Below are 24,315 nucleotides of genomic sequence, written 5' to 3'. Positions count from 1 at the left end.
GTCACGCTCACCCAGTTCGTGACGGGAAACTTCGACTACAACCACTCCTGCGGCTGAATCAGCAGACGTGTGGGCAGTCAGCTCCCCAGCCACACCATGTTCCATGTCCCCGCCCATATGGCGGCAACAAACGCTGCAGCGGCCATCAGCATCCCGGCAGCCAGCACCCAGAGGTCGAGGGCGGTGTACGTGGATTCCCGTGCCCAGGTCCGCTTTCCGCCGCCGAAGCCGCGTGCCTCCATGGTGACGGCAAGCCGGGAAGCACGCCGGATGGCCTGAACCAGCAGGCCAAAGCTCTGCCCCAGCGTCGCCTTCAGCCGCTGGCGGGCATTACCGCGGGAGCCGACGCCGCGGGCACGGCGGGCCATGCCGATGGTCTGCCATTCCTCGGCCATCAGCCCCACGAGCCGCATGGCGGCCAAGGTCCCCAGTACGAACCGGTGCGGAAGGCGTGCCTTCTGCGCCAGCGCATCGGCCAGGTCCGTGGGATCGGTGCAGCTCATCAACAGGACCGCCGGCAGCGCAATCGCCAGCCCCCGCAGCATAAACCCGGCCCCCAGCTCCAGCGAGCCTTCGCTCATGGTCCAGATGCCGACGTCGATAAGCGTCTTTCCGCTGTCCGGCGCCAGGATGGAGGTGCTCCAGCCTCCCACGGCGGCGGCAATGATGAGCGGCCAGCCCCGCTGCCACAGCAGGGTCAGGGTGAGGCCCGCCAAAGGGAACAGCAGGAACTCAAAGACCAGCGCCACCGAGGCGGACACCCAGTCAATGGACAGCGCCAGCACTGCGGTGATCAGGAAGACGGCAGCGAACTTGCTCAGCGGATTGGCACGGGTCAGCAAGGCGCGGTTGCCGCGCAGGTTCAGCTCCTGCCTCATTGCGCCACCGCCACAGCTGCCAGCCGCAGTTCCGTTCCGCCCAGCGCTGCCGTGAACTCGGCATCATGGGTCACGGACACTACGGCCGTGCCCGCGTCCAGGAGCTCGGACAGGAAGGATGCCAGCTCAGCCCAAGTATTGGCGTCCTGCCCGAACGTGGGCTCGTCCAGGACCAGGACCTGGGGATGCGCGGCCAGGACCGTGGCTACGGAGAGCCGCCGTTTCTCGCCGCCCGAAAGGGTATACGGGTTGGCGTCAACGAGTCCCGTGAGCCGGAGCCGCTCCAGCAGTTCATCCACCCGCTCCTCCCCGTGGCCCAGGTGCCGTGGGCCGAACAGCAGTTCGTCCAGTACTTTCCCCGTGACGAACTGGTGCTCAGGCTCCTGGAACACCGTACCCACCCGCTCAATCAGCTGCTCGGCCTTCCACTGGTAAGGGTCAATCCCAGCTCCCCGGCTGAGCGCCAGCGTGGCGGAAACCTTGCCGTCAACGGGCTCCAGCAGCCCCGCGAGGGTCAGCGCGAACGTCGATTTTCCCGCGCCGTTCGGACCGGTGACGGCCAGCGCCTGCCCGGCCCGGACCTGCGCGGAAATGCCCTGCTGCACCGGCACGGGCGGCACTTTCCGGAAGCCCTTGCGGCGCGGACGTTCACGGGACACCGCCAGCTCCTCGGCGGCAAGCAGCAGGTCGCCAGTCCCGGGAACCGAACCGGCAGCACGGGGACGCGTCGGCGGGACGTAGCCGGGCACCCAGACTCCGGCCGCGATCAGCATGCTCCGGGCTTCGCTGAGGACCTGATCCGGCGGCCCGTCCAACAGCACGCCGGAATCGGTTGACGAGCCGGGCTGCAGCACCACAATCCGGTCAACCAGGTCCTTCCACACGGCCACGCGGTGCTCCACCACCACCAACGTTGCCCCGGTTTTGCCGAGGCAGCGGCCCACGGCGTCGCGCACCTCCACCACCCCGGCAGGGTCCAGGTTGGCGGTTGGCTCATCGAGGAGGATCAGCCCCGGCCGCATGGCAAGGATGCCCGCCAACGCAAGGCGCTGCTTCTGCCCGCCGGACAGTGCCGACGTCGGATGGTCCAGCGGCAGGTGGGAAAGCCCGACGTCGTCCAGCGCCTCATGCACGCGGGCCCAGATGTCACCGCGGGGCACGGCGAGGTTCTCGGCGCCGAAGGCGACGTCGTCACCTACGCGCGAGAGGACAACCTGGGTCTCCGGGTCCTGCTGCATCAGCCCGGCCCGGCCGCGCTGCTCCCGGGGGGAGGCGCCGTCGATCAGCAGCGAACCGGACTCATCGGAATCGCCGGCCTCGGCGTCGTCGTCATGGGCATCCCCCAGCACCCCGGCCAGCGCGTGGAGGAGCGTGGACTTGCCTGCGCCGGACGGGCCCAGCAGCAGGACGCGTTCACCCGGCTGGATGTCCAGGTCGAGGGCGCGGACGGCCGGCTTGGACCGCCCGGCGTGCCGCCAGCCCCAGCCGCGGGCGGTGACCGCAGCCGGCCGCGCCGCCACCGCAGAGCCGTGGAGGGAAGGAGCAGTCATCAGGAGAAGACGGGCTCCGATGCTGCCTTGCGTGACGCAAAGGAGCTCAGGACGCCGGTCCTCGCCAGGCCGCGGGTGGCGATCCAGGACAGGGCTCCTGCGATGACGGCGCCGGAAATGGCAGTGAAGATGATGTAGGCCAGCTTGTCCCCGCTGGAGTAGGCGATGTTCCAGCCCCAGGGCGCGAAGGAATCGTTCAGGCCGCAGAAAAGTCCGGCAGCGGCGCCGGCGAGCAGGGATACCGGCAGGTTGAACTTCCGGTACACGAAGATCGCGAAGATGATCTCGGCGCCCAGGCCCTGGACAAACCCGGAGAACAGCACCGAGGCGCCGTACTGCGAGCCCATGAGCAGTTCGCCGGTGGCGGCCACGGTCTCGCAGAACAGTGCGGCGCCCGGCTTGCGGATGATGAGCATGCCCAGCACCGCGGGGATCATCCAGCCGCCCGCCAACAAGCCGGTAAGCGGCGGATAAACGGCGTTCATAGGTGCCGAGACTGCGGCTGCGCCTTGCGACCAGGCCCAGAAAATAACGCCGCCGGCGATGGCGATGAGGGCTGCCACCACGATGTCCACAACGCGCCAGGACTTGCCGGTGGTCTTCTTGATTGCTGTCGTTGCCATGCGATCCTCCTGAGGAACAGGAGGGGAAAGTGGATACTTCAACCGGCGCTGCCGCCGTTGCCGCACACTTCGAGAACTCGACTCCCTTGCGCCGGTACTAACCGGATCAGGTTCGAGGGTCTGCGGCTATCCGCACTCTCAGCGCCCACCTGCGGTCCCTGGCATGGCCAGTGATGCCCGACGGCGGCGCTCCCCTGTCGTTGAATGATTCTGTCGGTAAATAATCGCCCTTGTGGGCGGGGTCCAGTTTACACCGGAGGAGGGGTAGATTGTGGGCCATGACTGCCAATTCCCAGCATGTGACCGAGTTCGATCCGGATTCCGATGCCATCCAGCAGGAAGGATCCCTGCAAGCGCTCATCGCCCGGATCGAAGGCGAAATCCACGAGCTCCAGTTTCCCGGCTTCTCGCTGGACGATGCACTGAACCTTGGGTTGCTGCTTGTGGAGCTGGGCAAGGAGGGCCAGTTTCCCATCGCGATTGACATCACCAAGGGTGAACAGGTCCTGTTCCATGTGGCGCTGCCCGGCGCCACGCCGGACAACGAGCACTGGATCCGTGGGAAGCAGCGCACGGCCGCACGGTACGAGGTGCCTTCCCTCCTGGTGGGGCTGCGCGCCCGGCTCAAGGGCGGACGGATCGAGGACAACGCCTGGTTCGATCAGAGCCGGTATGCGGCGCACGGCGGGTCCTTCCCGGTGTACGTCACGGGGGTGGGCGCAGTCGCAACAGTGACTGTCTCAGGGCTTCCCCAGGTGCAGGACCATGACCTGGTGGTACAGGCCCTGCGCGAGATCCTTGGTTCCATGCGTGCGGACTGACTTCGAGTCGGCGGACTGACTGCAGCATCAACGCGGACTATGGACTCCTCACGAATGCCGGGAGTACATTCAAGGCGAGCGGCCGGAGTTCCAAACAGGAGGACGCCATGATCGGTCCTGCAGCCGAAAACCAAGTGCGCGCGGCGGTGGACAAGGCCGCCGAGGAAATGATCTATATCGGCCCGGACCACCCCTACTATCCCCTGCTGGCGGAACTTGTGTCCGCCGTCGGGAAGGCCTGGCAGCAAGGGTACGAGCACGGCCGCCGCGGCGGACACCATGCCAACCCCTATCTGTGGAGTACCTCGGAGGGGTGAGCACCACCACCGGTTGCCGGGGTTGCCGCATGCCGGCCGACCAGCAGATGAGAAGTGTACTTAGCTTTTATTAGTAACCATGCTTACTATGTTGTCTCCCGGCTTTTGAGGAGACAGGACAATGACAGTCAGCACCCGGGCCACCGGAGCAAGGACCGGCCTGCAGAAGGCAGCGCTTGCAACGGGCGCCCTCTTCCTCCTGGTGGGTGTCCTGGGGTTCGTCCCCGGGATTACCAGTAATTATGAAGCCCTGGGCATGGCCGGACACGGCTCCGGCGCCTTGCTGTTGGGAGTCTTCCAGGTGTCCATCCTGCACAACATCGTGCACGCGGCCTTCGGGGCGGCGGGGCTGCTGCTGGCCCGGACCCACCAGCAGGCAAGGAGCTTCCTCATCTACGGGGGCGTTGTCTACCTGGTCCTCTGGCTGTACGGACTGTTGGTGGGTGATCAAACCCCCGCCAACTTTGTCCCCCTCAACGGCGCCGACAATTGGCTGCACCTGGCCTTGGGCCTGGGCATGATCATCCTGGCCATCCTGCTGTCACCGCGGACCACCCCGAAAACGCCGCCCCGGACGTGACCCGCCCCGCCAAACCGAAACCGCCGTCGACGCCCGCAGCACAGGCAGCCCCGGCAGTACCGCTGCCACCCACAAGGAGCATCATGAAAATCCCGGAAGCCCGAGGTCCCCTCAGCAGCGCACTGTTCACTGCCCTGTCCTTCACCGCCGGCAAGGACGACGCCACCACGCGCGTCGAAGAACTGCGCCGGCTCGTCACTGCAGAGCTGGCTGGAACCACAGACATCATCGGGGACGACGACGTCCAGCTGGCACTTTTCTGCCTCTATGAGCTCCACTACTCCGGTCTTGAAGGCGTCCGCGACGACTGGGAGTGGGAGCCGGACCTCATCCAGGTTCGCCGCCTGCTCGAAAGGCCGTTCGAGGAAGCGCTGCGGGCCGCTGCCCAGTCGGCAGCCGGGGAGCTGGACCTGCCGCCGGCAGCGGAGATGACCAGTGACGCAGTGGCCGACGTCCTGTTTAGGCTGGCCGGGACCGATACCGGGCCCAGCGTGTCCCGCTACGTGGCGAAAAAGGCGAGCCTGGACCAGCTCAAGGAGTTCCTCATCCACAAGTCCGTCTACCAGCTGAAGGAAGCGGACCCGCACACCTGGGCCATTCCCCGGCTTACCGGACGGCCGAAGGCAGCGCTGGTGGAGATCCAGGCAGACGAGTACGGCGGAGGACGCCCCGAACGGATGCACAGCGCGCTCTTTGCCCGCACCATGCAGGGGCTGGGCCTGGACGACGAATACGGCGCCTACGTCAACGCCGTACCCGCCATCTCCCTCGCAGCGGTGAACATGATGTCCCTCTTCGGGCTCAACCGCCGGCTTCGCGGTGCCATCACCGGACACCTGGCACTTTACGAAATGACCTCGTCGCGGCCCAACCGCCTGTACGGCAACGGCTTCCGGCGGCACAGCTTCGATACCGACGTTACCCACTATTTCGACGAGCACGTTGAAGCCGACGCCGTCCACGAACAGATCGCGGGCCGCGACCTTGCGGGCGGGCTGGTGGAAGCTGAGCCCGGGTTGCTGGGGGATGTCCTGTTGGGGGCAACGGCGGCAATGGCGATCGACGGCAGGATTTCCGCGCACCTTGTGGCCTGCTGGGAAAACGGCGAGACCTCACTGAGGGCGGCAGTGCCGGCGGCAGCATGAACGCCAAGGGCATCCTGTCCGCAGAGTACATCCTGCCGCTGCGCTGGACCGAGGATTCACAACTGCCGGACCTGGCCGCATACCTTGGGCGCCTGGTCACGTGGATACCTGTCACCGTGGTGGACGGCTCGGACCCGGAACTGTTCGAGCGGCATGCGGCAGCCTTCCCGGCTGGCGTTCGCCATATCCGTCCGGTGCAGGGCGGCGGCAACGGCCACAGCAGGGGCGGTGGCGGCAACGGCAAAGTGGCCGGGGTGATGGCCGGCGTCCGGGCCGCCAAGGCCGAGCTGCTGGTGATAGCCGACGACGACGTGCGCTACACGCGCGAATCGCTCACCGCCGTCGTCAATCACCTTGCCTCAGCGGACATCGTGCGGCCGCAAAACTACTTCGAGCCCCTGCCGTGGCACGCGTGGTGGGACACAGCCAGGACACTGATCAACCGCGCATGGTCCGCCGATTACCCCGGCACCCTGGCCGTGCGGAGGAGCGCGCTGCTGGCCACCGGCGGCTACGATCCCGTGCTGTTCGAGAATCTCGAGCTCATCCGGACCGTCAAGGCAGCCGGCGGCCAGGAAAAGATCCTGCCGGACCTGTTTGTTGCGCGGAGGCCGCCCGGGCCGCGGCACTTCCTCAAGCAGCGCACCCGCCAGGCCTACGATGACTTCGCCCAGCCCCGCCGCCTCGCCGCGGAGCTTTCCCTGCTTCCGGCGGTAGCCGCAGCAGCCTGCCTCCCCCGGGGGCAGCGCGGGCGGGCCTTCCTCGGACTGGCGGCGGCGCCGGTCATCATCGCCGGCATTGGGCGGCGCCGGAACAGCGGGGCGGCCGTCTTCCCCTTCCGGGCCGTGTGGTGTGCCCCGCTGTGGGCCTTGGAACGGGCTGTCTGCATCTGGATCGCACTGGCATTCCGCCTGGCCGGTGGCATTCCCTACGCCGGGACACGGCTGGGGACCGCTGCCCACTCGGAAGCTGAACTGCAGCGCCGGCACTCCGGAAAACTGGCCACTCTGCGCCAACAAGACATCAAGCCGTCCGCCAGCAACCGAGACCAGGAGCAGCCATGAACCAGGAACCCGCCGAAAGCTCGATCGTGGTGTGCCCCGATGGGCCCCTGATTGTCCGGGGCGACTTCGAAATCGTGACGCCCTCCGGCGACCCCGTCCCGCGCGAGCGCAAAACCGTAGCGCTGTGCCGCTGCGGCGCCTCGGCCATTAAGCCCTACTGCGATGGCACCCACAAAATGATCAAGTTCCGGACGGAACCGCCGGCGGGCTGAACAGCACTCCCCCACCGGGTGCACAACGCCCACAGCGAACCGGCGATTCACCGCACCGGCTCCCGCCACTGATGCCGTTAGGCTGAAGTCAGCCCGTTTTCCGCCCGCAAGGAGTACTAAGAATGAACCTCTTCATCAAGCTGCTCGGCACCGGTGTGAGCCTTGGCGCCGGTTTCGTCGGAACCAAGCTGGTCAACACCATCTGGGAAAAGTCCACCGGACGAAAGCCGCCTACGGGCAAGGACGAGGACATCCCCACCAGCCTGCAGTCGGCGCTGACCTTCGCGTTGATCTCCGCCTCGGTCAGCACCATCATCCAGGTCCTGGCCAACCGGGGCACCCAGCGGGCCATCACCCGGTTCGCCAAGAGCAAGGACATCGTCTAACTAACCTAGTTTTTGTCCAGCTAAGCCGGGCTAAATCCCGTTCGGAAGCCAGCATATCTGGACAAAAACTCCTACGACTTGGAGCCGTCGCCGGTACCGTCCTCACGGGCGGTCTTGGCGGCGGCTTTCTGCACTACTGCTTCCAGCTCATCGGCCGTCAGCAGCTCGCGGTGCAGGTGCTTGGTGCGGTAGCCCGACCTGCCCACCATGTGGGCGGACACCGGCACCGTCAACAGCTGGAAAATCCAGGCGACCAGCAGCACGGGCCACACCCACCAGGTACGCATCTGCAGGCCGATGGCGGCCAGCAGCAGGAACAGCCCCAGCACCTGCGGCTTGGTGGCGGCGTGCATGCGGCTCAGCAGGTCCGGGAAACGGAGCAGGCCGATCGCGGCACCCAGGGACATAACGGCGCCCACCACCATAAAGACGGCTGACAGCAGGTCGATCCAGCCGTCGAGGGCAGTGGCTTCAGGATTCAATGGGCTGTTCCCTTCGGTCGGCCACAAACCTGGCAACCGTCACGGATCCGATGAAGCCGATGATGGAGATGGCCACCACGAGCATCAGGTTGTTCAGGTGCCGGTTAACCGCCATGTCCACACACAGTGCCCCGGCCAGGATGGCGAGCAGGACGTCTGTGGCAAGCACCCGGTCCAGCAGCGACGGCCCGCGCGAAATCCTGATGATGGCGCCGGCGGCGGCCAGCGAGAAAATGACGGCTGTAACAACCAGGACGGTCTGCATCACGATGCTGCCTCCATACGAACGGTTTCGAGTTCTTCCCTGGTACCCATGATCCTGATCAGCCCGGCTTCGATGGACCGCACCTCCTGCCGGAGGTTCTCCACCTCCTCCGGGGAGCTGATGTTCAGCGCATGCAGGTAGAGGGTAGAGGTGGACCTGTCCACCTCCACCACCAGCGAACCGGGAATCAGCGAAATCACGTGCCCGGTGGCCGTGACCAAAAGATCCTGGTGGCTCCGCAGGGTCACGGCCACGACAGCGTTCCTGACGCGTGGCCCACGCACTGTTGCGAGGTACAGGATCTGGCCGCTCGCAACCACCACCTTGGCCAGGAACATGAGTGCGAAGGGGACGGCGTAGAGAATATTGAAGCGGCCGCTGAGTTCCACCGGCGGCAGATAGAACAGCCTGGCTACGGCTATGGCCAGCAGCGCACCGAACAGCAGGTTTCCGGGGCTGAAGTCCTGCCACAGGGCGCCCCAGACAATGACCAGCCACACCAGGAGCGGAAGTTCCTGGCGCAGTGAGATGCGCCGGCGGCTCATTTTCCTCCTCCGGACGTGAGAACAATGGGGACCGTGGTGTCCTCGCCCAGCACGGCCTGGATGTAGGAAGACCGGTCCAGCATGTCCTCGGCGGCCTGGTCGGAGACGGTGAACATCGGACCCGCAAAAACAGTGAGCGCAACGCCGAGGACCACCAGGCCCAGGGTGGAACCCACCATGGTGCGGGGCAGGAGGGTCACGGTATTCCGCTTGGCGCCCGGCCCCGCCATTGCTGCAATCGGCGGGGCAAGCAGCACGGGATCCGGATGTTCGGCGTCGCTGGGGCTGCGCCAGAAAGCGCGGTTCCACACCCTGGCGATCGCGAGCAGTGTCAGGAGGCTGGTGAGAACTCCGCCGATCACCAGCCCGTAGGCCAGGGGCGTGCCCAGTTCGATGCCGGCTTGCATCAGCCCCACCTTCCCCAGGAATCCGGAGAACGGCGGGATGCCGGCCAGGTTCATGGCGGGAACAAAGAACAGCAGCGCCAGCAAGGGCGAGAGTTTGGCGAGGCCGCCAAGTCTGTCCACGGACGAGCTGCCGCCACGGCGTTCGATCAACCCGGTCACCAGGAAGAGGCTGGTCTGGATGGTGATGTGGTGGGCCACGTAGAAGACCGCCGCACCCAGGCCGGCCGCGGAAGACATGGCCAGGCCAAACACCATGTAGCCGATGTGGCTCACAAGTGTGAACGAGAGCAGACGTTTGATGTCGTTCTGCGCCAGTGCGCCGAGGATTCCCACCACCATGGTCAGCAGTGCGGCCACCATCAGGGGGGTGTTGAGGGTGTCGCCGGGAAAGAGCAGGGTCTCGGTCCGCACCATCGCGTAAACGCCCACTTTGGTGAGCAGGCCGGCGAACACGGCAGTAACCGGCGCGGGCGCTGTGGGGTAGGAGTCCGGCAGCCAGAAGGACAGCGGGAAGACAGCCGCCTTGATGCCAAAAGCCACCAGCAGCATGACGTGCAGGAGCGTTTTGGTGCCCTGGTCCAGTTCGCCGAGCTTGATGGCAAGGTCGGCCATGTTGACGGTTCCGGTGGCACCGTAAACCATGGCGATGGAGATCAGGAACAGCACCGATGACACCACGGACACCACCACGTAGGTAACGCCCGCACGGATCCTCGGCCCGGTGCCGCCGAGGGTCATGAGGACGTAGCTCGCCGTCAGCAGGATCTCGAAGCCCACGTAAAGGTTGAACAGGTCCCCTGAGAGGAACGCGTTGGAGACGCCGGCCACCAGGATCAGGTAGGTGGGGTGGAAGATCGAGACTGGCGCGTCCTGGTCGCCGTCGGCCATGCCCTGCCCTGTGGCGTACACCAGCACGGCGAGGCTCACGGCCGAGGACACCACCAGCATGAGCGAGGAGAACTGGTCCACCACCATCACGATGCCCCATGGCGGCAGCCAGCCGCCGATGGTCACGGCAGCCGTCCCGCCGTCCCAGACGGAGGCCAGCAGGAAACATTCCAGCAGGAGCGTCAGGGACAGCAGCGCGATGCTGACCGCCCGCTGCGCCCGTGAGTGCCGGATCAGCAGGAAGGTCAGGGCGGCGCCCAGGATGGGAAGTACGACGGCGAGCGGGGCAAAGCTTGCGATGTTCACTTTCCGCCTCCTTCCGGGCCAAGGGCCACATTTTTGGAGCCGGGTTTTTCTTCTGCGGCGGCGCTCTCAGCGGACATTTCCCGGCCGCCGGCCACCACCGTTGCCACGGGAAACTCGGAGGTCTCGGCAGGGATCTCGGCATCGTCCTCGGCGTCGAAGCTTGGCGTTTCCGCCACGCGGCGGTCTTCCACGTCATCCTGGATCTCATCCTGGCGGGCCAGCACCCACGTGCGGTAGATGATGCCGAGCATAAAGGCCGTGACGGCAAAGGAGATGACAATGGACGTCAGGATCAGCGCCTGGGGAAGGGGATCGTTGTAGTCCTGGGCCGCAATGTCCTTCGAATACAGCGGGGCAAGCCCGGCGTATCCGCCGGTCGCCAGGATCAACAGGTTGGTGGCATTGGCCAGGAGCATCAGTCCCAGCAGCACCCGCGTGAGGCTGCGTTCCAAAATCAGGTAGATGCCGCAGGCATACAGGGCACCCATAACTATCAGCAGGGTCAGGTTTATGCTCATGCTTGGCCCTTTGCGGTGGTCTCTGCGGAGACGCCTTCCGGCCTCTGTTCCCGTGCCGGCGCGGCCTGCGCTGTTAAGCTTGCTGCGTGCGCGTCCGCGGCAAATTCCTGCCCGTCGTCGGCCATGTCATGGGACACCGCGGCGGAACCCTTTTCAAAGTGCTCGTCGATTTCGGCTCCAAGGCTCCGCAGGACGTCCAGTACCAGGCCCACCACCACGATGTAGACACCGATGTCGAAGATGGTGGACGTGACGAACTTGATGTCTCCGAACACAGGCAGCCAGAGTTCGATGATGGCGGTCTGGAACACCTGGCCGCCCAGCAGCAAGGGCACTACGCCTGAGGCTGCTGCAACTGCCAGCCCGACCCCCAGCAGGGCGCCGGCGCTAATGGGGGTGGCCTCGCGCAGTTCGAACCGCCCGCCGGCCAGATAGCGGATGGCCAGGGCAAGGCCTGCGGTGAGGCCACCGGCGAAGCCACCCCCCGGAAGGTTGTGGCCGGCCAGCAGGAGGTAGAGCGAGAAGATGATCATGGAGTGGAAGATCAGCCGGGTAACCACCTCGAAGATGATGGAGCGCCGTTCCGGGGCCAGGGTCCTGCCCGCCACAATCCACGCATCCCTTGCAGACGCGGCGAACTTCCGGCTCACGGCCAGCGCAGCAGCGTCACGGGAACCGGGGCTGGCTCCGCGGTAGCGGCCCACAGTGCCGGCGGCAACGCTGGCGGAGTTCTTGATCCGGTCGCCGCGGCCACGGACGAAGATGAGGCTTGCGACACCTGTTGCTGCCAGGGCAAGGACGGTGATTTCACCGAAGGTGTCCCAGGCCCGGATGTCCACAAGCGTGACGTTGACGATGTTCAGTCCCCCGCCGCCCTCGTACGCGAGGCGCGGAAACTCCAGCGAAACAGGGATGGCTGTCCTGGCGCCCATCGCGTAGATCGCGGCGAACACCATGGTGACGCCGAAGCAGAGGCCAATAATGACGCGGACCACGCGGTACCTGCCGCCGGTGCGGTCCCGAAGCTCGGGCGGCAGGCTCCGCAGCGCCAGGACAAAAGCCACCAGGACGATGGTTTCCACCAGCATCTGGGTGAGGGCCAGGTCCGGGGCGGCCTGGAGGGCAAACATCAGTGCGATGCCGTAGCCGGTGACGGAAACCATCAGGACCGCCAGGAACCGCTTGTTGGCCTTGACCGCGGCCAGGGCGCCAATCACAATGCCCGCACCCACCACCAGTTGGAGCGGCGAACCCGGATCCACAAGGTAGATCCCGTCCGGAAGCGGCTTGCCCGCCAGCAGAATGGCCGCCAGGGGCAGCACAAAGGCGACGCTGAGGATGACGGCGAGGTAGTAGTACAGCGAACCGCGCTGCGTGCGTCCCGTAATCCACACAGCCACGTCATCCAATGCCCCAATGGTGTACTGGTAGGCCTTGTCCGAGTCCACCCACGGCGGCACCAGGGACTGGGCCCGCGAAACCGCGCTGCGGCCAAAGTACATCGCCAGGCCCAGCGCGAAAGTGAGGGCCGTCAAACCCAGCGCCGGCGTGAAACCCTGCCACAGCGCAAGGTGGCCCGCCTGCTCAGCGGGCGTGCCGGCGTCGGGAGCGGACGAAGCAAACAGCGCGGCGTACGGCTGGATCCACGCGTCCACAGGGACCGGCCACAGGCCGTAGACAATGGTCAGGAGGCTGAGGATGGCCGGCGCGGCGAGGAAAGAGGGCTTGACGGCCTTGAAGGGTGTGGGCTCGACTCCCGCCTTGGCCGCAAACGCACCCCACATGAAGCGTGCGCTGTACGCGAAGGTAAGGATGGACCCCAGGACCAGCCCGGCCAGGACCACCATCCCCCAGGGACCGGCGGCAGGGTCGCTTGCGTGGTGGACAAAGGCCTCCAGCACCGATTCCTTGGCCACGAAGCCCGCCAGCAGCGGCACGCCTGCCATGGACGCGGCGCCGACGCCGGCCACAATTCCCAAGGCACGCGAGGACGTGAAGACCCCGGAAAGCTTCCGGACATCGCGGGTTCCGGACTGGTGGTCGATGATGCCCACCACCAGGAACAGGGTGGCTTTGAACAAGCCATGGGCCAACAGCATGGCCAGGCCGGCGAGGGCCGCGTCCGGCGTGCCCAGCCCCACCACCATGGTGAGGAAGCCGAGCTGGCTTACCGTGCCGTAGGCAAGAATGAGCTTGATGTCGGTCTGCCGCAGCGCCCGGTAGCCGCCCACCAGCATCGTCGCCAGTCCGAGGCCCAGCACCACCGGCTGCCAGAAGGACGTTTCGGCGAAGCCCGGCGCCAGCCGTGCAACGAGGTAAATGCCCGCTTTGACCATCGCCGCGGCGTGGAGGTAGGCGCTGACCGGGGTGGGGGCCGCCATGGCTCCAGGGAGCCAGAAATGGAAGGGAACCAGCGCCGATTTGGTGATGGCACCCACCAGGATGAGGACGACGGCGGCACCCACCAAGGAGCCCGTAGGTCCGCCCACGAGCGCAGGCGCCTGCTGGAGGATGTCCGAGATGCGGTAGGTGCCGGCCGCGTAGCCAAGCATGATCAGGCCCACCAGCATCGCCAGGCCGCCCGCGGTGGTGACCATAAGCGCCTGGAGGGCGGACCGCCGCGCTGCGAGCCTGGTGCGGGCAAAGCCGATCAGGAGGTAGGACAGGATGGTGGTGAGTTCCCAGAAGATGAACAGCAGCAGGAGGTCGTCCGCCACCACCAGGCCGAACATGGCTCCGGCGAAGGCCAGGAGCTGGGCTCCGAAGGCGCCAAGGTCCTGGTCCTTCTTTTTGAAGTACCTTGCGCAATAGACCAGGACCAGCGAGCCGACGCCCAGCACCAACAGGGACATGACCCAGGCCAGGGCATCCATCCGGAAGGCGAACTCAAGCTGGAGGCCCGGAATCCAGGGGACCACTTCGGCGACTGCCCCGTCCCCGGAATAAACAGGGCGGTGCTGGAACAGCAGCCAGATAAAGGAGGCAGCAGGAACAGCCGCCAGTGCGTAGAAAGCGTTGCGGCCCCATACCCTGAAGAGGAACGGCGCCACCACAGCCACCGTAAAGTGCACGGCAAGGACTGTGATCACTGTTATCTCCGCAACGTCAGGGGTTCGATTGTCAAAAGTTGGAGCTGGCGGTCATCGGTTAGGTTCGGGAACGCCCAGTTTATCAAGGCTCCGCCTCCTCTTCCTCCTTCGATGTTGTATCCTTGCCCCGCTTTCCCCGGCATGACAGGCGCTGACTCCGTCGCCTGTTCGCCACGGGCGGATACGATGCACGTATGAACAGCGCGAGCGCTCCCGGGGCAACGCAGCCGTCCTCGGAACTTGAATCCGGGAACCAGGCAACCAGCAAGGGGCGCATACTCGCCTGGGCATCGTGGGACTGGGGCTCGGCCGCATTCAACGCTGTGATGACCACATTCGTCTTCACCGTGTATCTCACTTCCAACGCGTTCGGCGGCGAAGACCAGGCGTCGGCGGTCCTCGGCGGGGCACTGGCCGTTGCCGGCTTCGCCATCGCTTTGCTGGCTCCGGTCACCGGGCAACGGTCGGACGCCGGGGGCAGGCGCAAGCTGTGGCTGGGAGTCAACACGGCCGCCGTCGCCATTCTCACTGCCCTGTGCTTCTTTGTGTTCCCCCGGCCCGAGTTCCTCCTGCTGGGGGTGTCCCTCATCGCCCTGGGCAACGTTTTCTTCGAGTTCGCCGGGGTCAATTACAACGCCATGCTGGCCCAGATCTCCACGCCGCGGAACATCGGAAAGGTCAGTGGCCTTGGCTGGGGCGCAGGCTACCTGGGCGGCATTGTTGCGCTGTTGATCGTCCTGCAGCTGTTCGTCCAGCCCAGCTTCGAGTGGTTCGGCTCCTCCACGGAGGACAGCCTGAACATCCGGCTCGTGTCAGTCTTCTCGGCCCTGTGGTTCTTTGTGTTCGCCCTGCCCGTGCTGTTTGCCGTGCCTGAACTGCCAAAGGCTCCGCAGGTTGGGCGCCTGGGAATCGTGGCCAGTTACGGGCTGCTGATCCGCCGGATCAAGGCCATCTATGCCACCAGTCCGCACACCATCTATTTCCTGCTGGCCAGCGCCGTTTTCCGGGACGGCCTGGCCGCGGTCTTCACGTTCGGTGGAATCATCGCCGCGGGCACTTTTGGCTTCGAACTGTCTGAGGTCATTTTCTTCGCTATCTTCGGTAATGTGGTGGCCGCGGCGGGTGCCATCGTCGGTGGTTTCCTTGATGACAAAATCGGGCCCAAGTCAGTGATTATTGGATCCCTGGTGGGCCTGCTCATCGCCGGAACGGTCATCCTGGTCCTTGGCAACGGCAACTATGTTTTCTTCGGCATGGACTGGCCCGGCAGCACCACCTTCTGGGTGTTCGGGCTGTTCCTTTGCCTGTTTGTGGGTCCCGCCCAATCCTCGTCCCGGGCGTACCTGGCCCGGCTTGCCCCGCATGGCGAATCCGGCGAGCTCTTCGGGCTGTATGCCACCACGGGCCGGGCCGTCAGTTTCCTGGCGCCGGCGCTCTTTACCCTCTGCATTACGCTGGCCACTCCGCTGGTGGCCCCGGGTGAAGCCCAACGCTGGGGCATCCTGGGAATCATGGTGGTCCTCCTGGCCGGGCTCCTGGTCCTGCTGCCGGTGAAGTCACCGGACAAGGCCCCCATCGCGGTCATCCCTACGGCCTGATTTTCCCCAACGCAGGCAGCAGGGGCATCTGCCTCGCCTTCGGGCTGTGCCCGTCCAGCCGTCCCTTGCCTTTCCCGGCAGAGCCGGCTTCAAGGCTATTGACTCCTTCTGTTATCGATCACATACTTGTGATCGATAACATGAATCCTTTCAATGACGAGGAGCACTACCGATGGAGCAGGCCCGGCACCGCCCGCGCGCAGGAATCATAGGCACAGGCGGCATAGCCCACGCCCATGCCGAAGCCCTTCAACTCGCCGGCGCAGAGCTCGTGGTCGCGGTGGATATTGATGCAGACCGGGCAGCAGCATTTGCGGAGAAAATGGGCTTCGCCCAGACGGCGCCCAGCCTGGCCGCTGCCGCCGAAGCCGGCCTGGACGTCGTCGCCGTCTGCACCCCGCCGTCGTCGCACGCGTCCCTGGCCCTGGAGGCACTGTCCCTGGGCCTGAACGTGGTGCTGGAGAAACCTCCGGCACTCTCGCTGCGGCAGATGCGGGAGCTGCAGGAGGCGGAACGCGCGTCCGGCAAGCATGTCAGCTGCGTCTTCCAGCACCGCTTCGGCAGCGGCGCCAGTAAGCTGGCGGCGCTGCAGGAGTCCGGCGTCCTGGGCCATCCACTCACCGGTTTCTGCAACACGCTGTGGTTCCGCAACCAGGAATACTTTGACGTTCCCTGGCGGGGCCAGTGGGACGTTGAAGGCGGCGGACCCACCATGGGCCACGGCATCCACCAGTTCGACATGCTGCTCCACCTCTGGGGCCCGTGGCAGGAAGTCGCCGCCTTTGCCGGCAGGCTGGCGCGCCGCACGGAAACCGAGGACGTGTCCACGGCAATCGTCCGTTTCGAGTCGGGTGCCCTCAGCACTGTCATCAACTCCGTCATTTCGCCGCGCGAGACTTCCCAACTCCGGTTCGACTACGAGAACGCCACCGTGGAATTAGAGCATCTCTACGGCTATGACGACTCCCACTGGCGCTTCACCCCGGCCCCCGGGCAGGAGCACCTCGCCGAACTGTGGGCAGACGGTTCCGCCGTCACGCCAAGCGGTCATCCGGCCCAGTACGCACACATCATTCGCGCCATCAGCTCCAATGCCGTCCCGCCGGTCACCCTTGCAGAGGCCTACCCCACGATGGAACTCGCCGCCGCAATTTACGCTTCCGCCATCACCGGCAAGACCGTCCGCCGCGGCGAAATCACTGAAGGAAACCCGTTCTTCGACCGCGCCGACGGCCGGCTCGAACCCTGGAAACTCGAAAAGAGCAACGCATGAGCACTGCCGTCCCCGCATCCTCCGCCACCTCTACTGCCAGCCCCTTCAGCTGGGTTGACGACGGCGCCGCCGTCGCCGTGTCCCTTGACGGCGTCCCTGTCCTGACGTACACCTACGCTGCCGACGATCCCCAGGTGGAGTCACCCAGGCCCTATTTCCACCCTGTCCGGACGAGGACCGGCGACCTGGTCAGCGCCTACCGCCCGCACGATCACGTCTGGCACAAAGGCATCGCCTGGTCGCTGCCGCACCTGGGCCCGGACAACTTCTGGGGCGGCCCCAGCTACCGCCGCGGCCAGGACTACCAGTGGCTGCCCAACAACGGCGCCATGCGGCACGGCGAGCTTCGCCGGGCCGCGGACGACGGCGGCAGGTTCAGTTTTGCCCATACCCTGCAGTGGATTAGCCAGGCGGGGTCGCTCGTGGTTGAGGAGGAGCGGTCCTTCCAGGTAGTGCCGGGTCGCGATGACAGCTACACCCTGGTCTTCGATTCAGCCATGACCAACGTCTCCGGCGGGGACGTCCACATCGGATCGCCCACCACCGAGGGACGTGAAAACGCCGGGTACGGCGGCCTGTTCTGGCGCGGTCCCCGCTCCTTCGCCGGCGGAGCAATCATCGGACCCGGCGGGGCTACCGGCGAGGAATTGCGAGGACAGCGGGCACCATGGCTTTCCTTCGTGGGCCAGCATGATGAAACGTGCCGCTATTCCACGGTTGTGATGGTTGACGACCCCCACAGTGATCACCCCCAGCCGGAATGGTTTGCCCGGTCCGAGCCCTTCGCCTGCATGGGCCCGGCACCGTTCTTCAGCAAGGAAGTCCTGTTCCCGGCCGGCTCCACCTTGCGGTACCGGTATGGGGTGGTGATAGCGGACGGCGAGTCAGATGCAGGCCGGGCCGAAGCACTTGCCGCCGCCGCCCGCGATGTCCTGGCAGGTGCGGCTGAGCCGCGGGCAGGCCGGGGAACGGAAGGATGAATTCATCCGCAGCGGTGCCCGGCTTCCCCGGCGGTACTGCCGTCAGTGGGCTGCGGGTCTACGACTGGGAGGCGGGTGACGGGCTGTGCGGCGGCTCCCCGCACCTGCATACCGTGTCCTCCGAGGCCTACCTGGTGACAAGCGGGACCGGCCAGGTCCACACCATCTCAATGGACGGCCCGGCCGAGCATGACCTCGCAGCAGGATCCCTGCTCTGGTTCAGCCCCGGAACGGTCCACCGCCTGGTCAACACTGCGGAGCTGACGCTCAACGTCATTATGTCCAACGCAGGCCTGCCGGAAGCGGGAGATTCCGTGCTGACCTTCCCGCGGCAGATCCTGCAGGACCCGGACCTTTATGCGCAGCACGCTGCCTTTCCCCCGGACGCGGATCAATCGGTAATTTCCGCCGCCGCCCGCCGGCGGCGGGACCTGGCGCTGGAAGGCTACGCCGAGCTGCGTCAGTCGGTCCTTCGTGACGGGCCGGAGGCCCTGGTTGAATTCCATCGCCTCGCCGCAGCGCTGGTCCGCCCGAAAGTGGAGCGCTGGAAGGAAATCTGGGCTGCGAACGTCCGCAGCCAGATGGCGGCAACGGAGCAAGCGCTGCTGGAGTTGGCGAACGGTTCGGCAGCTTCGATGGCGGGAGCGGCAGTGGCCCGGGGCCGGCAGCGAACGGGTGAACGCTACGGCATGTGCGGCCGGCTGACCACGTGGGAAGATTCCAGGCTGTGACACAAACCCCGGCCGAGTCCCGGCCACCCGCCCGCGCCGCCACCATCTATGAGGTGGCGCGGCTCGCCGGCGTCTCGCACCAGACGGTCTCGCGGTACATGGCGGACCGCTCCAAGCTGAAGGCGGCCACCTCCGAGAAGGTGGAGCGGGCCATGGCGGAACTGAAGTATTCGCCCAACCTGACGGCCCGTTCGCTTCGGACCAAGGCCACGTACCGGCTCCTGGCCCTGGTGCCCGGTGCCTCGCCGTACTTTCCGTCCCGGATGCTCAACGGGGCAGCCGACGCAGCCCATGCAGCCGGCTACCAGCTCGACGTCGTGGCCCTTGAAGGAACGGGACCGGAGCGGACAGCGAGGCTGCGGAGGATTCTCGATCGCGGCCCGTTCGCCGGGGCACTGTCCTTTGTGCCGATTTCGAACAGCGACCTCCTGCAGGCCCAGGAACGCATCCCCGTGGTAGTCGCCGGGGAGTACGACGACAAGATGCGCGGCCAGGGCCGGATCTCCGACGGCTCCGCAGCGCAGGCCATCGTGGCACACCTCGCAGGCCTGGGGCACCGGAGGATTGCGCACATCGCCGGGCCACAGGAGTGGCCTGCCGCGCGCAACCGCCTGGCCATGTACCGGCAGGCCGTCAGCGACGCAGGCCTGGAGGACGGCGGCGTTGCAGGCGCGGACTGGAGCTCGGCCTCCGGCTACAGGGCAGCCAAGGCGCTGATGGCCGATTCGTCCATCACCGCCGTCTTCGCCGCCAACGACCAACTGGCTATCGGGGCCATGCGCGCCCTCCACGACCTTGGCTTCGACGTGCCTGCGGATGTCAGCGTGGTGGGGTGGGATGACCACCCGGAGTCCGCATTCCTGGTGCCCTCGCTGACCACCGTGCAGATGGACCTGGAGGCCCAGGGAAGCAGCACCATGCACCAGCTGCTCGCTGCGCTTACCCCTGATGCCCCCGCTCCTCCGGAGCCCGGCCCTACCGCGATGCGGCTGGTGGTGCGGGAATCCTCAGGACCAGCGCCAAGCGGGTTACGGCAGACTAGGCTTGGTTCATGAACGTGGATGAGACGGATCTTCCGGGCCTCGGCCGGCGGAAGGATTTTATGACAGCGTCCGGCCGCCGAATCGGCGTGGTGGAGCTGCGGGAAGGCCAGATGGAACTCATCGTTTCCACCTGGGATGATCCCGATACGTGCCAGGCCTCGATTCCCTTGACCGGGGACGAGGCTGCAGCCCTCGGAAACCTCCTGGGCGGGCAGCACCTGGCCATGAAGCTGACTGAAGAACACAAGGATGTTCCCGGGATCGTCACCCGGCAATTCTCGATCGTCCCTGACTCTCCGTTCCAGAACCAGCCCATGGGGAAGGCCTGCATCCGCACCCGCTGCGGCGTTTCGATTGTGGCCATCATGCGCGAAGGCGAAGTGCTCCCCTCGCCGGGGCCCGACGTCGTCCTCCACACGGGCGACCTGCTGGTAGCTGTTGGCACCCAGGAAGGCCTCGACTCGGCGGCCGATATCCTGCGTAACGGATAAACGGCATGGACCCGTTGGCCCTGACCCTCATCGAGCTGGGGGCCGTTGTGTTCTGCCTCGGCCTCTTGGCCAGGCTGGCCGGACGGATCGGAATGTCACCCATCCCGCTGTATCTCTTAGGCGGGCTCGCCTTCGGGGCCGGCGGGATCGTCAAGCTCGAAGGCATGCAGGAATTCGCACACCTCTCCGGGGAAATCGGTGTTATCCTGCTGCTTCTTATGCTCGGACTGGAATATACGGCCGCCGAGCTTTTTACCGGGCTTCGCCGCTCCTGGCAGGCCGGCGTACTCGACCTGGTCCTGAACTTCCTCCCTGGAGCCGGCCTTGCCCTGCTGCTGGGCTGGGGAGGGGTGGGCGCCATGGTGATGGGCGGCGTCACCTACATCTCCTCGTCGGGAATCGCGGCGAAGGTCATCACGGACCTGGGCCGGCTGGGCAACCGTGAAACTCCCGTAGTGCTGTCCATCCTGGTTTTTGAAGACCTGGCGATGGCCGTCTACCTGCCCATCCTCACAGCAATGCTGGCCGGAGTGAGCTTCCTGGGCGGACTGACCACCGTGGGGGTTGCGCTGGCCGTGGTGAGCCTCGTCCTGATGATTGCGCTGCGCCACGGGCACCGGGTTTCGAAGGCCGTGCACAGCGAGAACTCCGAGGTATTCCTGCTGAATGTCCTGGGCGCCGCGCTGCTGGTGGCCGGTTTGGCATCAGCCATGCAGGTGTCCGCGGCGGTGGGGGCCTTTATGCTCGGGATCGCCATCTCCGGCGCCACCGCCCACAACGCCACCCGCATCCTGGAACCGTTGAGGGACTTGTTTGCCGCCATCTTCTTTGTGGCATTCGGGCTCAACACCGACCCCACGTCGATTCCGCCGGTGCTCGGCTGGGCACTCGTGCTGGCCCTCATCACCGCAGCCACCAAGATGGCAACCGGGATCTGGGCCGCAAAGCGGGTGGGCATCGCCCGTCCCGGCCGGTTCCGTGCGGGAGCCACGCTGATAGCACGCGGCGAGTTCTCGATTGTCATCGCCGGGCTGGCCCTGGCCTCCGGGGCGATTCCAGACGAACTTGCTGCCCTCGCCACCGCCTATGTGCTGATCATGGCAGTGGTTGGTCCGCTGGCGGCACGCTACGTGGAACCGCTGGTCAAGACAGTGCTGCCGCCCGCCGCGGGCATTGCCGCGAAGGCCTAATCAGCGGTTGTTGCGAAAGCCTAGATAGCGGTGCGGTGGAAGTTCAGGTGGCTGCGGCTGGCCGTCGGTCCGCGCTGGCCCTGGTAGCGGTTGCCATAATCGCCCTGCCCGTAGGGGTACGCGGCCGCCGAGGTCAGCCGGAAGAAGCACAGCTGGCCGATCTTCATACCCGGCCACAGCTTGATGGGCAGCGTGGCCATGTTCGAGAGTTCCAAGGTGACGTGGCCTGAGAAGCCGGGGTCGATGAATCCTGCGGTGGAGTGGGTCAACAGTCCAAGCCTGCCCAGGGAAGACTTGCCTTCGAGCCGGGCAGCAATGTCATCGGGGAGCGTCACCGTCTCATAAGTGGAGCCAAGGACGAACTCGCCCGGGTGCAGGATGAAGGGTTCGTCCTGCTCCACTTCCACCAGCCGCGTGAGCTCCGGCTGTTCTTCGGCCGGATCGATGTGCGCGTACTTGTGGTTGTCGAACAGGCGGAAGAACTTGTCGATCCGGACATCCACCGACGACGGCTGCACCATCGCCGGTTCGTACGGTTCCAGCACAATCCGCTGGGAGTCTATTTCGGCGCGAATGTCGCGGTCAGAGATCAGCACCGTCCCAAATTACCGTATCGGTTATCCACAGCCGCATTCTTTCGTTGTTCCTGTCTGCTGCTGGGGCTAATGTTGCCTCAGTGAATCAGGCGCCGGATGGTCTCCCGGATGGCCCAACAGAGCTGGGGATGTTGTGAATAAATTGGTCGCGCCCTCTTTTATTGGCGTGCTCTGCGCATTGGCGCTGGTTTCCTCGTCCGCGGGCACCGCACCCATGCCGCTTACGGCGAGCCAGGCAGCGAGCGCGGCGGGACCGCGAAGTGTCACGCTGGGCACGGCCAGTGTGAATGCCGACGGCGGCGCTTCCTCGAGCGACCCTTCGGCTGCTTCCAGGCTCGCCCCCGCCGTGGAACCGGACATCCGGCCGGCATCACCGGCTGGGACCACGCGTCCGGCTGTAGCGGAGCCCGCCGTCGGAGCACCTGCCACGGAGGCCCTCACCGCACCTGCGCCGGCCACCGCTGCAGCCGCAGAACCAGCCCCCGAAGTCCCCTGGATCCCGCCGCTCTGGGGGCCGGACGGGGAACCCGCCCCATCGCCCCAGCGCCTGGCGGCCCCGGAGTCCCCTGCTGCTTTGCCGTCGACGGAGGCGCTGGTACCGGACAGCAATGCGGCGGCGATCCTCACGGTGTTCAACAGGATCAACGAATACCGGGCGTCCAAGGGTTTGAACCCGGTGAAGTACCACCCCACCGTGGCAGGGCTGGCGCAGGAGTGGTCGGACAGCATCGCCTCCCGTGAAGTCATTGAGCACCGCGCCAGTTTCTGGACTGACACCCGTGCCATGAATGCCAACAACGGCGCTGGTGAAGTCATTGCCATCCGCACGGACCGTGACGCCGCACAACTGGTGGAGTGGTGGAAGGGGTCTCCCGGCCACAACGCCATGCTGCTCGATCCGCGTTTCAATGTCATGGGTGCCGGGATCTCGTACACGGACCGAACCTACAAAATCTGGGGCGTGGTGAACTTCTTTGGCTACACCACCCTTCCGGCCGGCACCGTCAACTCCCCCGGCGGCGCAGGGTCAGGCCCTGCGTTCCCCCCGCCGACGCCCAGCATCTGCGACGCTCCCGGCCGGCATATGCCGCCCACTTTGGACCTTTCTGCCGCTGCCATCAAGGGGCCGGCCGACCTCGTGACAGTTGACCCAGCGGGCCAACTCCTCGCCCGCGCGGCCACCGGCGCGCGCACTTATGCAGCGGCCCGGTCCATTGGGTCAGGCTTCGCAGGCGCCAAGGAAGTCTTCACTACAGACTGGGACCGCGACGGCGCTTACGACCTCCTGACGCAATGGACCAACGGCACGGTCACCCTGCACCGCGGCATAGCCGCCGGCGGATTCCAGGTGCCGGTCACGCTTGGGAACGGCGGCTGGGAACCGCTCACCCTTGCAGTGGGCGGCTGGTGCGCCAACAACAGGTTCCCCCAGCTTCTGGCACTGGACGGAGGCGGGAACCTTTACCTGTATCCCAATAAGGGGCCGGGAGATCTCTCCGAGCGCGCTTTGATCGGGAACATCGGCACCGCCCGGAAGTTGTCGATGGTCGATTACGACGCCGACGGGTTCCAGGACATCCTGGCGGTCCGGTCGGACGGATCAGTCCAGCTTCACCGCGGTTGGGGCACCACCGCGCTGCGCGCGGAGACGAGACCTACCATTGCCACCGGCTGGGGCGACGTTACGGGGATTCGGCCGCTGCGGGACGTCACCGGACTCAACTCCACGGGGGTGGCGCTGCGCCGGGCCTCGGACGTGATGCAGTACTGGGACCTGACGTCCGGACGCCTCGCCTCGCCGTCGAACATTACGGGCCCGTGGGCGGGGCAGCGGCTGGCGCAGTAAGGGGCTATACGGCCGGCTGGAGCTCCAGGACGTCCTTGAGCCGCTCCAGCTGGCCTACCTCCGAGCTGAGGCTCCGCTGCATCATCGTATTGAGCAAACCGAGCCGGTTCAGGAAAGTCATCGGGTTCAGGAACCCATAGGGCCCCTCCTGCTCGGCTTCAACCGCGAACCGGACGCGCGTGCCCGAGGTTTCCGTGCTCAGGTAGTAGCCGCCCGACCGGCATGACGGGCCCGAAATAACGTCAAACTGAATTTCAGCCCCAGGCCGGGCCTGGGTGATTTCCAGGTCGGCCGGGATGCTTAGGCCTGACCGCCCTGCCACCATCTGCCGGTACACGGCGCCCTTGGTTCCAGCGGAGCCCCGCAGCAGTTTGACGCTGCGGACGCCGTCCCGCCAGAGCGGCAGGTTGGTTGCATCGAGCAGGTAGAGGTACACAGCCATGGCATCGCGGCGGATGAGGACCTCATGCTCTGCGAATGCCATCGGGATC

26 protein-coding genes and 1 riboswitch are annotated in these 24,315 nt (G+C 65.9%); of the genes, 15 read left to right on the top strand and 11 right to left on the bottom strand.

What is annotated here, in order from left to right; genetic code table 11:
- Window positions 1–77 precede the first annotated feature (77 nt).
- Genes M8J71_RS03440 through M8J71_RS03430 form a run of 3 tightly spaced genes read right to left on the bottom strand, consistent with a single transcriptional unit; the run spans window position 78 to window position 3,051 of the window.
- Window positions 78–878, bottom strand: a complete 801-nt coding sequence (locus M8J71_RS03440; RefSeq protein ID WP_256246609.1) for an energy-coupling factor transporter transmembrane component T family protein — start codon at window positions 876–878, stop codon at window positions 78–80.
- Window positions 875–2,428, bottom strand: coding sequence for an ABC transporter ATP-binding protein (locus M8J71_RS03435; RefSeq protein ID WP_256246608.1), 1,554 nt, complete (start codon window positions 2,426–2,428; stop codon window positions 875–877). Before M8J71_RS03435 ends, M8J71_RS03440 begins: the two co-directional genes overlap by 4 nt.
- The gene (locus tag M8J71_RS03430) at window positions 2,428–3,051 is read right to left on the bottom strand and encodes an ECF transporter S component (protein WP_256246607.1); all 624 of its coding nucleotides are present in this window, start codon (window positions 3,049–3,051) and stop codon (window positions 2,428–2,430) included. The genes M8J71_RS03435 and M8J71_RS03430 overlap by 1 nt, the downstream gene beginning before the upstream one ends.
- 65 nt (window positions 3,052–3,116) lie before the next feature.
- Window positions 3,117–3,257, bottom strand: a riboswitch (TPP riboswitch).
- A 72-nt stretch (window positions 3,258–3,329) separates the two neighbouring features.
- On the opposite strand from M8J71_RS03430, the gene M8J71_RS03425 reads away from it, so the two are divergent.
- The 7 genes from M8J71_RS03425 (at window position 3,330) to M8J71_RS03395 (ending at window position 7,576) form a co-directional block, all read left to right on the top strand.
- On the top strand, window positions 3,330–3,872 hold the full coding sequence (locus M8J71_RS03425; protein WP_256246606.1) for a heme-degrading domain-containing protein: 543 nt from the start codon (window positions 3,330–3,332) through the stop codon (window positions 3,870–3,872).
- A 107-nt stretch (window positions 3,873–3,979) separates the two neighbouring features.
- Window positions 3,980–4,189 carry a hypothetical protein gene (locus tag M8J71_RS03420; RefSeq protein ID WP_256246605.1) on the top strand — a complete coding sequence of 70 codons (210 nt, stop codon included), beginning with the start codon at window positions 3,980–3,982 and terminating at the stop codon, window positions 4,187–4,189.
- Window positions 4,190–4,310: 121 nt separating this feature from the next.
- A complete protein-coding gene (locus tag M8J71_RS03415) occupies window positions 4,311–4,769 on the top strand; it encodes a DUF4383 domain-containing protein (protein WP_256246604.1) in 459 nt (152 codons plus the stop codon).
- Window positions 4,770–4,852: 83 nt separating this feature from the next.
- Window positions 4,853–5,914, top strand: a complete 1,062-nt coding sequence (locus tag M8J71_RS03410) for an iron-containing redox enzyme family protein (RefSeq protein ID WP_256246603.1) — start codon at window positions 4,853–4,855, stop codon at window positions 5,912–5,914.
- Window positions 5,911–6,978, top strand: coding sequence for a glycosyltransferase (locus M8J71_RS03405; RefSeq protein WP_256246602.1), 1,068 nt, complete (start codon window positions 5,911–5,913; stop codon window positions 6,976–6,978). Before M8J71_RS03410 ends, M8J71_RS03405 begins: the two co-directional genes overlap by 4 nt.
- A complete protein-coding gene (locus M8J71_RS03400; protein ID WP_256246601.1) occupies window positions 6,975–7,190 on the top strand; it encodes a CDGSH iron-sulfur domain-containing protein in 216 nt (71 codons plus the stop codon). The genes M8J71_RS03405 and M8J71_RS03400 overlap by 4 nt, the downstream gene beginning before the upstream one ends.
- Window positions 7,191–7,312: 122 nt before the next feature.
- On the top strand, window positions 7,313–7,576 hold the full coding sequence (locus tag M8J71_RS03395) for a DUF4235 domain-containing protein (RefSeq protein ID WP_163167563.1): 264 nt from the start codon (window positions 7,313–7,315) through the stop codon (window positions 7,574–7,576).
- 71 nt (window positions 7,577–7,647) lie between these two features.
- On the opposite strand, the gene mnhG is transcribed toward M8J71_RS03395, so the two are convergent.
- The 6 genes from mnhG to M8J71_RS03365 are packed head-to-tail and all read right to left on the bottom strand — an operon-like array spanning window position 7,648 to window position 14,076.
- Window positions 7,648–8,058, bottom strand: coding sequence for a monovalent cation/H(+) antiporter subunit G (gene mnhG / locus M8J71_RS03390; protein ID WP_256246600.1), 411 nt, complete (start codon window positions 8,056–8,058; stop codon window positions 7,648–7,650).
- Complete coding sequence (locus M8J71_RS03385; protein WP_305478374.1) at window positions 8,048–8,323, bottom strand: monovalent cation/H+ antiporter complex subunit F; 276 nt, start codon at window positions 8,321–8,323, stop codon at window positions 8,048–8,050. Before M8J71_RS03385 ends, mnhG begins: the two co-directional genes overlap by 11 nt.
- Window positions 8,323–8,868 carry a Na+/H+ antiporter subunit E gene (locus tag M8J71_RS03380; protein WP_256246598.1) on the bottom strand — a complete coding sequence of 182 codons (546 nt, stop codon included), beginning with the start codon at window positions 8,866–8,868 and terminating at the stop codon, window positions 8,323–8,325. Before M8J71_RS03380 ends, M8J71_RS03385 begins: the two co-directional genes overlap by 1 nt.
- Entirely contained in the window at window positions 8,865–10,469 is a 1,605-nt protein-coding gene (locus M8J71_RS03375; protein WP_256246597.1) for a Na+/H+ antiporter subunit D, read from the bottom strand. Before M8J71_RS03375 ends, M8J71_RS03380 begins: the two co-directional genes overlap by 4 nt.
- Window positions 10,466–10,987 (bottom strand): Na(+)/H(+) antiporter subunit C, encoded by a 522-nt coding sequence (locus M8J71_RS03370; RefSeq protein WP_256246596.1) that lies wholly within the window; start codon window positions 10,985–10,987, stop codon window positions 10,466–10,468. The genes M8J71_RS03375 and M8J71_RS03370 overlap by 4 nt, the downstream gene beginning before the upstream one ends.
- Window positions 10,984–14,076, bottom strand: a complete 3,093-nt coding sequence (locus M8J71_RS03365) for a Na+/H+ antiporter subunit A (protein ID WP_256246595.1) — start codon at window positions 14,074–14,076, stop codon at window positions 10,984–10,986. The genes M8J71_RS03370 and M8J71_RS03365 overlap by 4 nt, the downstream gene beginning before the upstream one ends.
- 194 nt (window positions 14,077–14,270) lie before the next feature.
- On the opposite strand from M8J71_RS03365, the gene M8J71_RS03360 reads away from it, so the two are divergent.
- The 7 genes from M8J71_RS03360 to M8J71_RS03330 all read left to right on the top strand — a co-directional run bounded on the left by M8J71_RS03360 (window position 14,271) and on the right by M8J71_RS03330 (window position 21,382).
- Window positions 14,271–15,674 carry an MFS transporter gene (locus M8J71_RS03360; protein ID WP_256246594.1) on the top strand — a complete coding sequence of 468 codons (1,404 nt, stop codon included), beginning with the start codon at window positions 14,271–14,273 and terminating at the stop codon, window positions 15,672–15,674.
- Window positions 15,675–15,846: 172 nt separating this feature from the next.
- On the top strand, window positions 15,847–16,947 hold the full coding sequence (locus tag M8J71_RS03355; RefSeq protein ID WP_256246593.1) for a Gfo/Idh/MocA family protein: 1,101 nt from the start codon (window positions 15,847–15,849) through the stop codon (window positions 16,945–16,947).
- Window positions 16,944–17,927: a PmoA family protein gene (locus M8J71_RS03350; protein WP_256246592.1), complete on the top strand. Its 984-nt coding sequence runs from the start codon at window positions 16,944–16,946 to the stop codon at window positions 17,925–17,927. Before M8J71_RS03355 ends, M8J71_RS03350 begins: the two co-directional genes overlap by 4 nt.
- On the top strand, window positions 17,924–18,658 hold the full coding sequence (locus M8J71_RS03345) for a cupin domain-containing protein (protein WP_256246591.1): 735 nt from the start codon (window positions 17,924–17,926) through the stop codon (window positions 18,656–18,658). Before M8J71_RS03350 ends, M8J71_RS03345 begins: the two co-directional genes overlap by 4 nt.
- Complete coding sequence (locus M8J71_RS03340) at window positions 18,655–19,713, top strand: LacI family DNA-binding transcriptional regulator (RefSeq protein WP_256246590.1); 1,059 nt, start codon at window positions 18,655–18,657, stop codon at window positions 19,711–19,713. The genes M8J71_RS03345 and M8J71_RS03340 overlap by 4 nt, the downstream gene beginning before the upstream one ends.
- Window positions 19,710–20,192, top strand: coding sequence for a cation:proton antiporter regulatory subunit (locus tag M8J71_RS03335; RefSeq protein WP_256246589.1), 483 nt, complete (start codon window positions 19,710–19,712; stop codon window positions 20,190–20,192). Before M8J71_RS03340 ends, M8J71_RS03335 begins: the two co-directional genes overlap by 4 nt.
- Before the next feature lie 5 nt (window positions 20,193–20,197).
- On the top strand, window positions 20,198–21,382 hold the full coding sequence (locus M8J71_RS03330) for a cation:proton antiporter (protein WP_256246588.1): 1,185 nt from the start codon (window positions 20,198–20,200) through the stop codon (window positions 21,380–21,382).
- 20 nt (window positions 21,383–21,402) lie between these two features.
- Here M8J71_RS03330 and dcd read toward each other — a convergent pair whose 3' ends face one another.
- Window positions 21,403–21,978 (bottom strand): dCTP deaminase, encoded by a 576-nt coding sequence (gene dcd / locus M8J71_RS03325; protein WP_163167536.1) that lies wholly within the window; start codon window positions 21,976–21,978, stop codon window positions 21,403–21,405.
- Window positions 21,979–22,111: 133 nt separating this feature from the next.
- On the opposite strand from dcd, the gene M8J71_RS03320 reads away from it, so the two are divergent.
- A complete protein-coding gene (locus M8J71_RS03320) occupies window positions 22,112–23,824 on the top strand; it encodes a CAP domain-containing protein (protein ID WP_256246587.1) in 1,713 nt (570 codons plus the stop codon).
- A gap of 4 nt (window positions 23,825–23,828) precedes the next feature.
- Here the strand turns inward: M8J71_RS03320 and M8J71_RS03315 are convergent, their stop codons facing one another.
- The gene (locus tag M8J71_RS03315) at window positions 23,829–24,308 is read right to left on the bottom strand and encodes a hypothetical protein (protein WP_163167534.1); all 480 of its coding nucleotides are present in this window, start codon (window positions 24,306–24,308) and stop codon (window positions 23,829–23,831) included.
- Window positions 24,309–24,315: the final 7 nt, after the last annotated feature.

Origin of the sequence: Pseudarthrobacter sp. R1, assembly GCF_024494415.1 — a bacterium.
Classification (GTDB): Bacteria; Actinomycetota; Actinomycetes; order Actinomycetales; family Micrococcaceae; genus Arthrobacter.
Note: the sequence above shows the minus strand (reverse complement) of the source record. Positions and strands in the feature narration are given on the sequence as shown.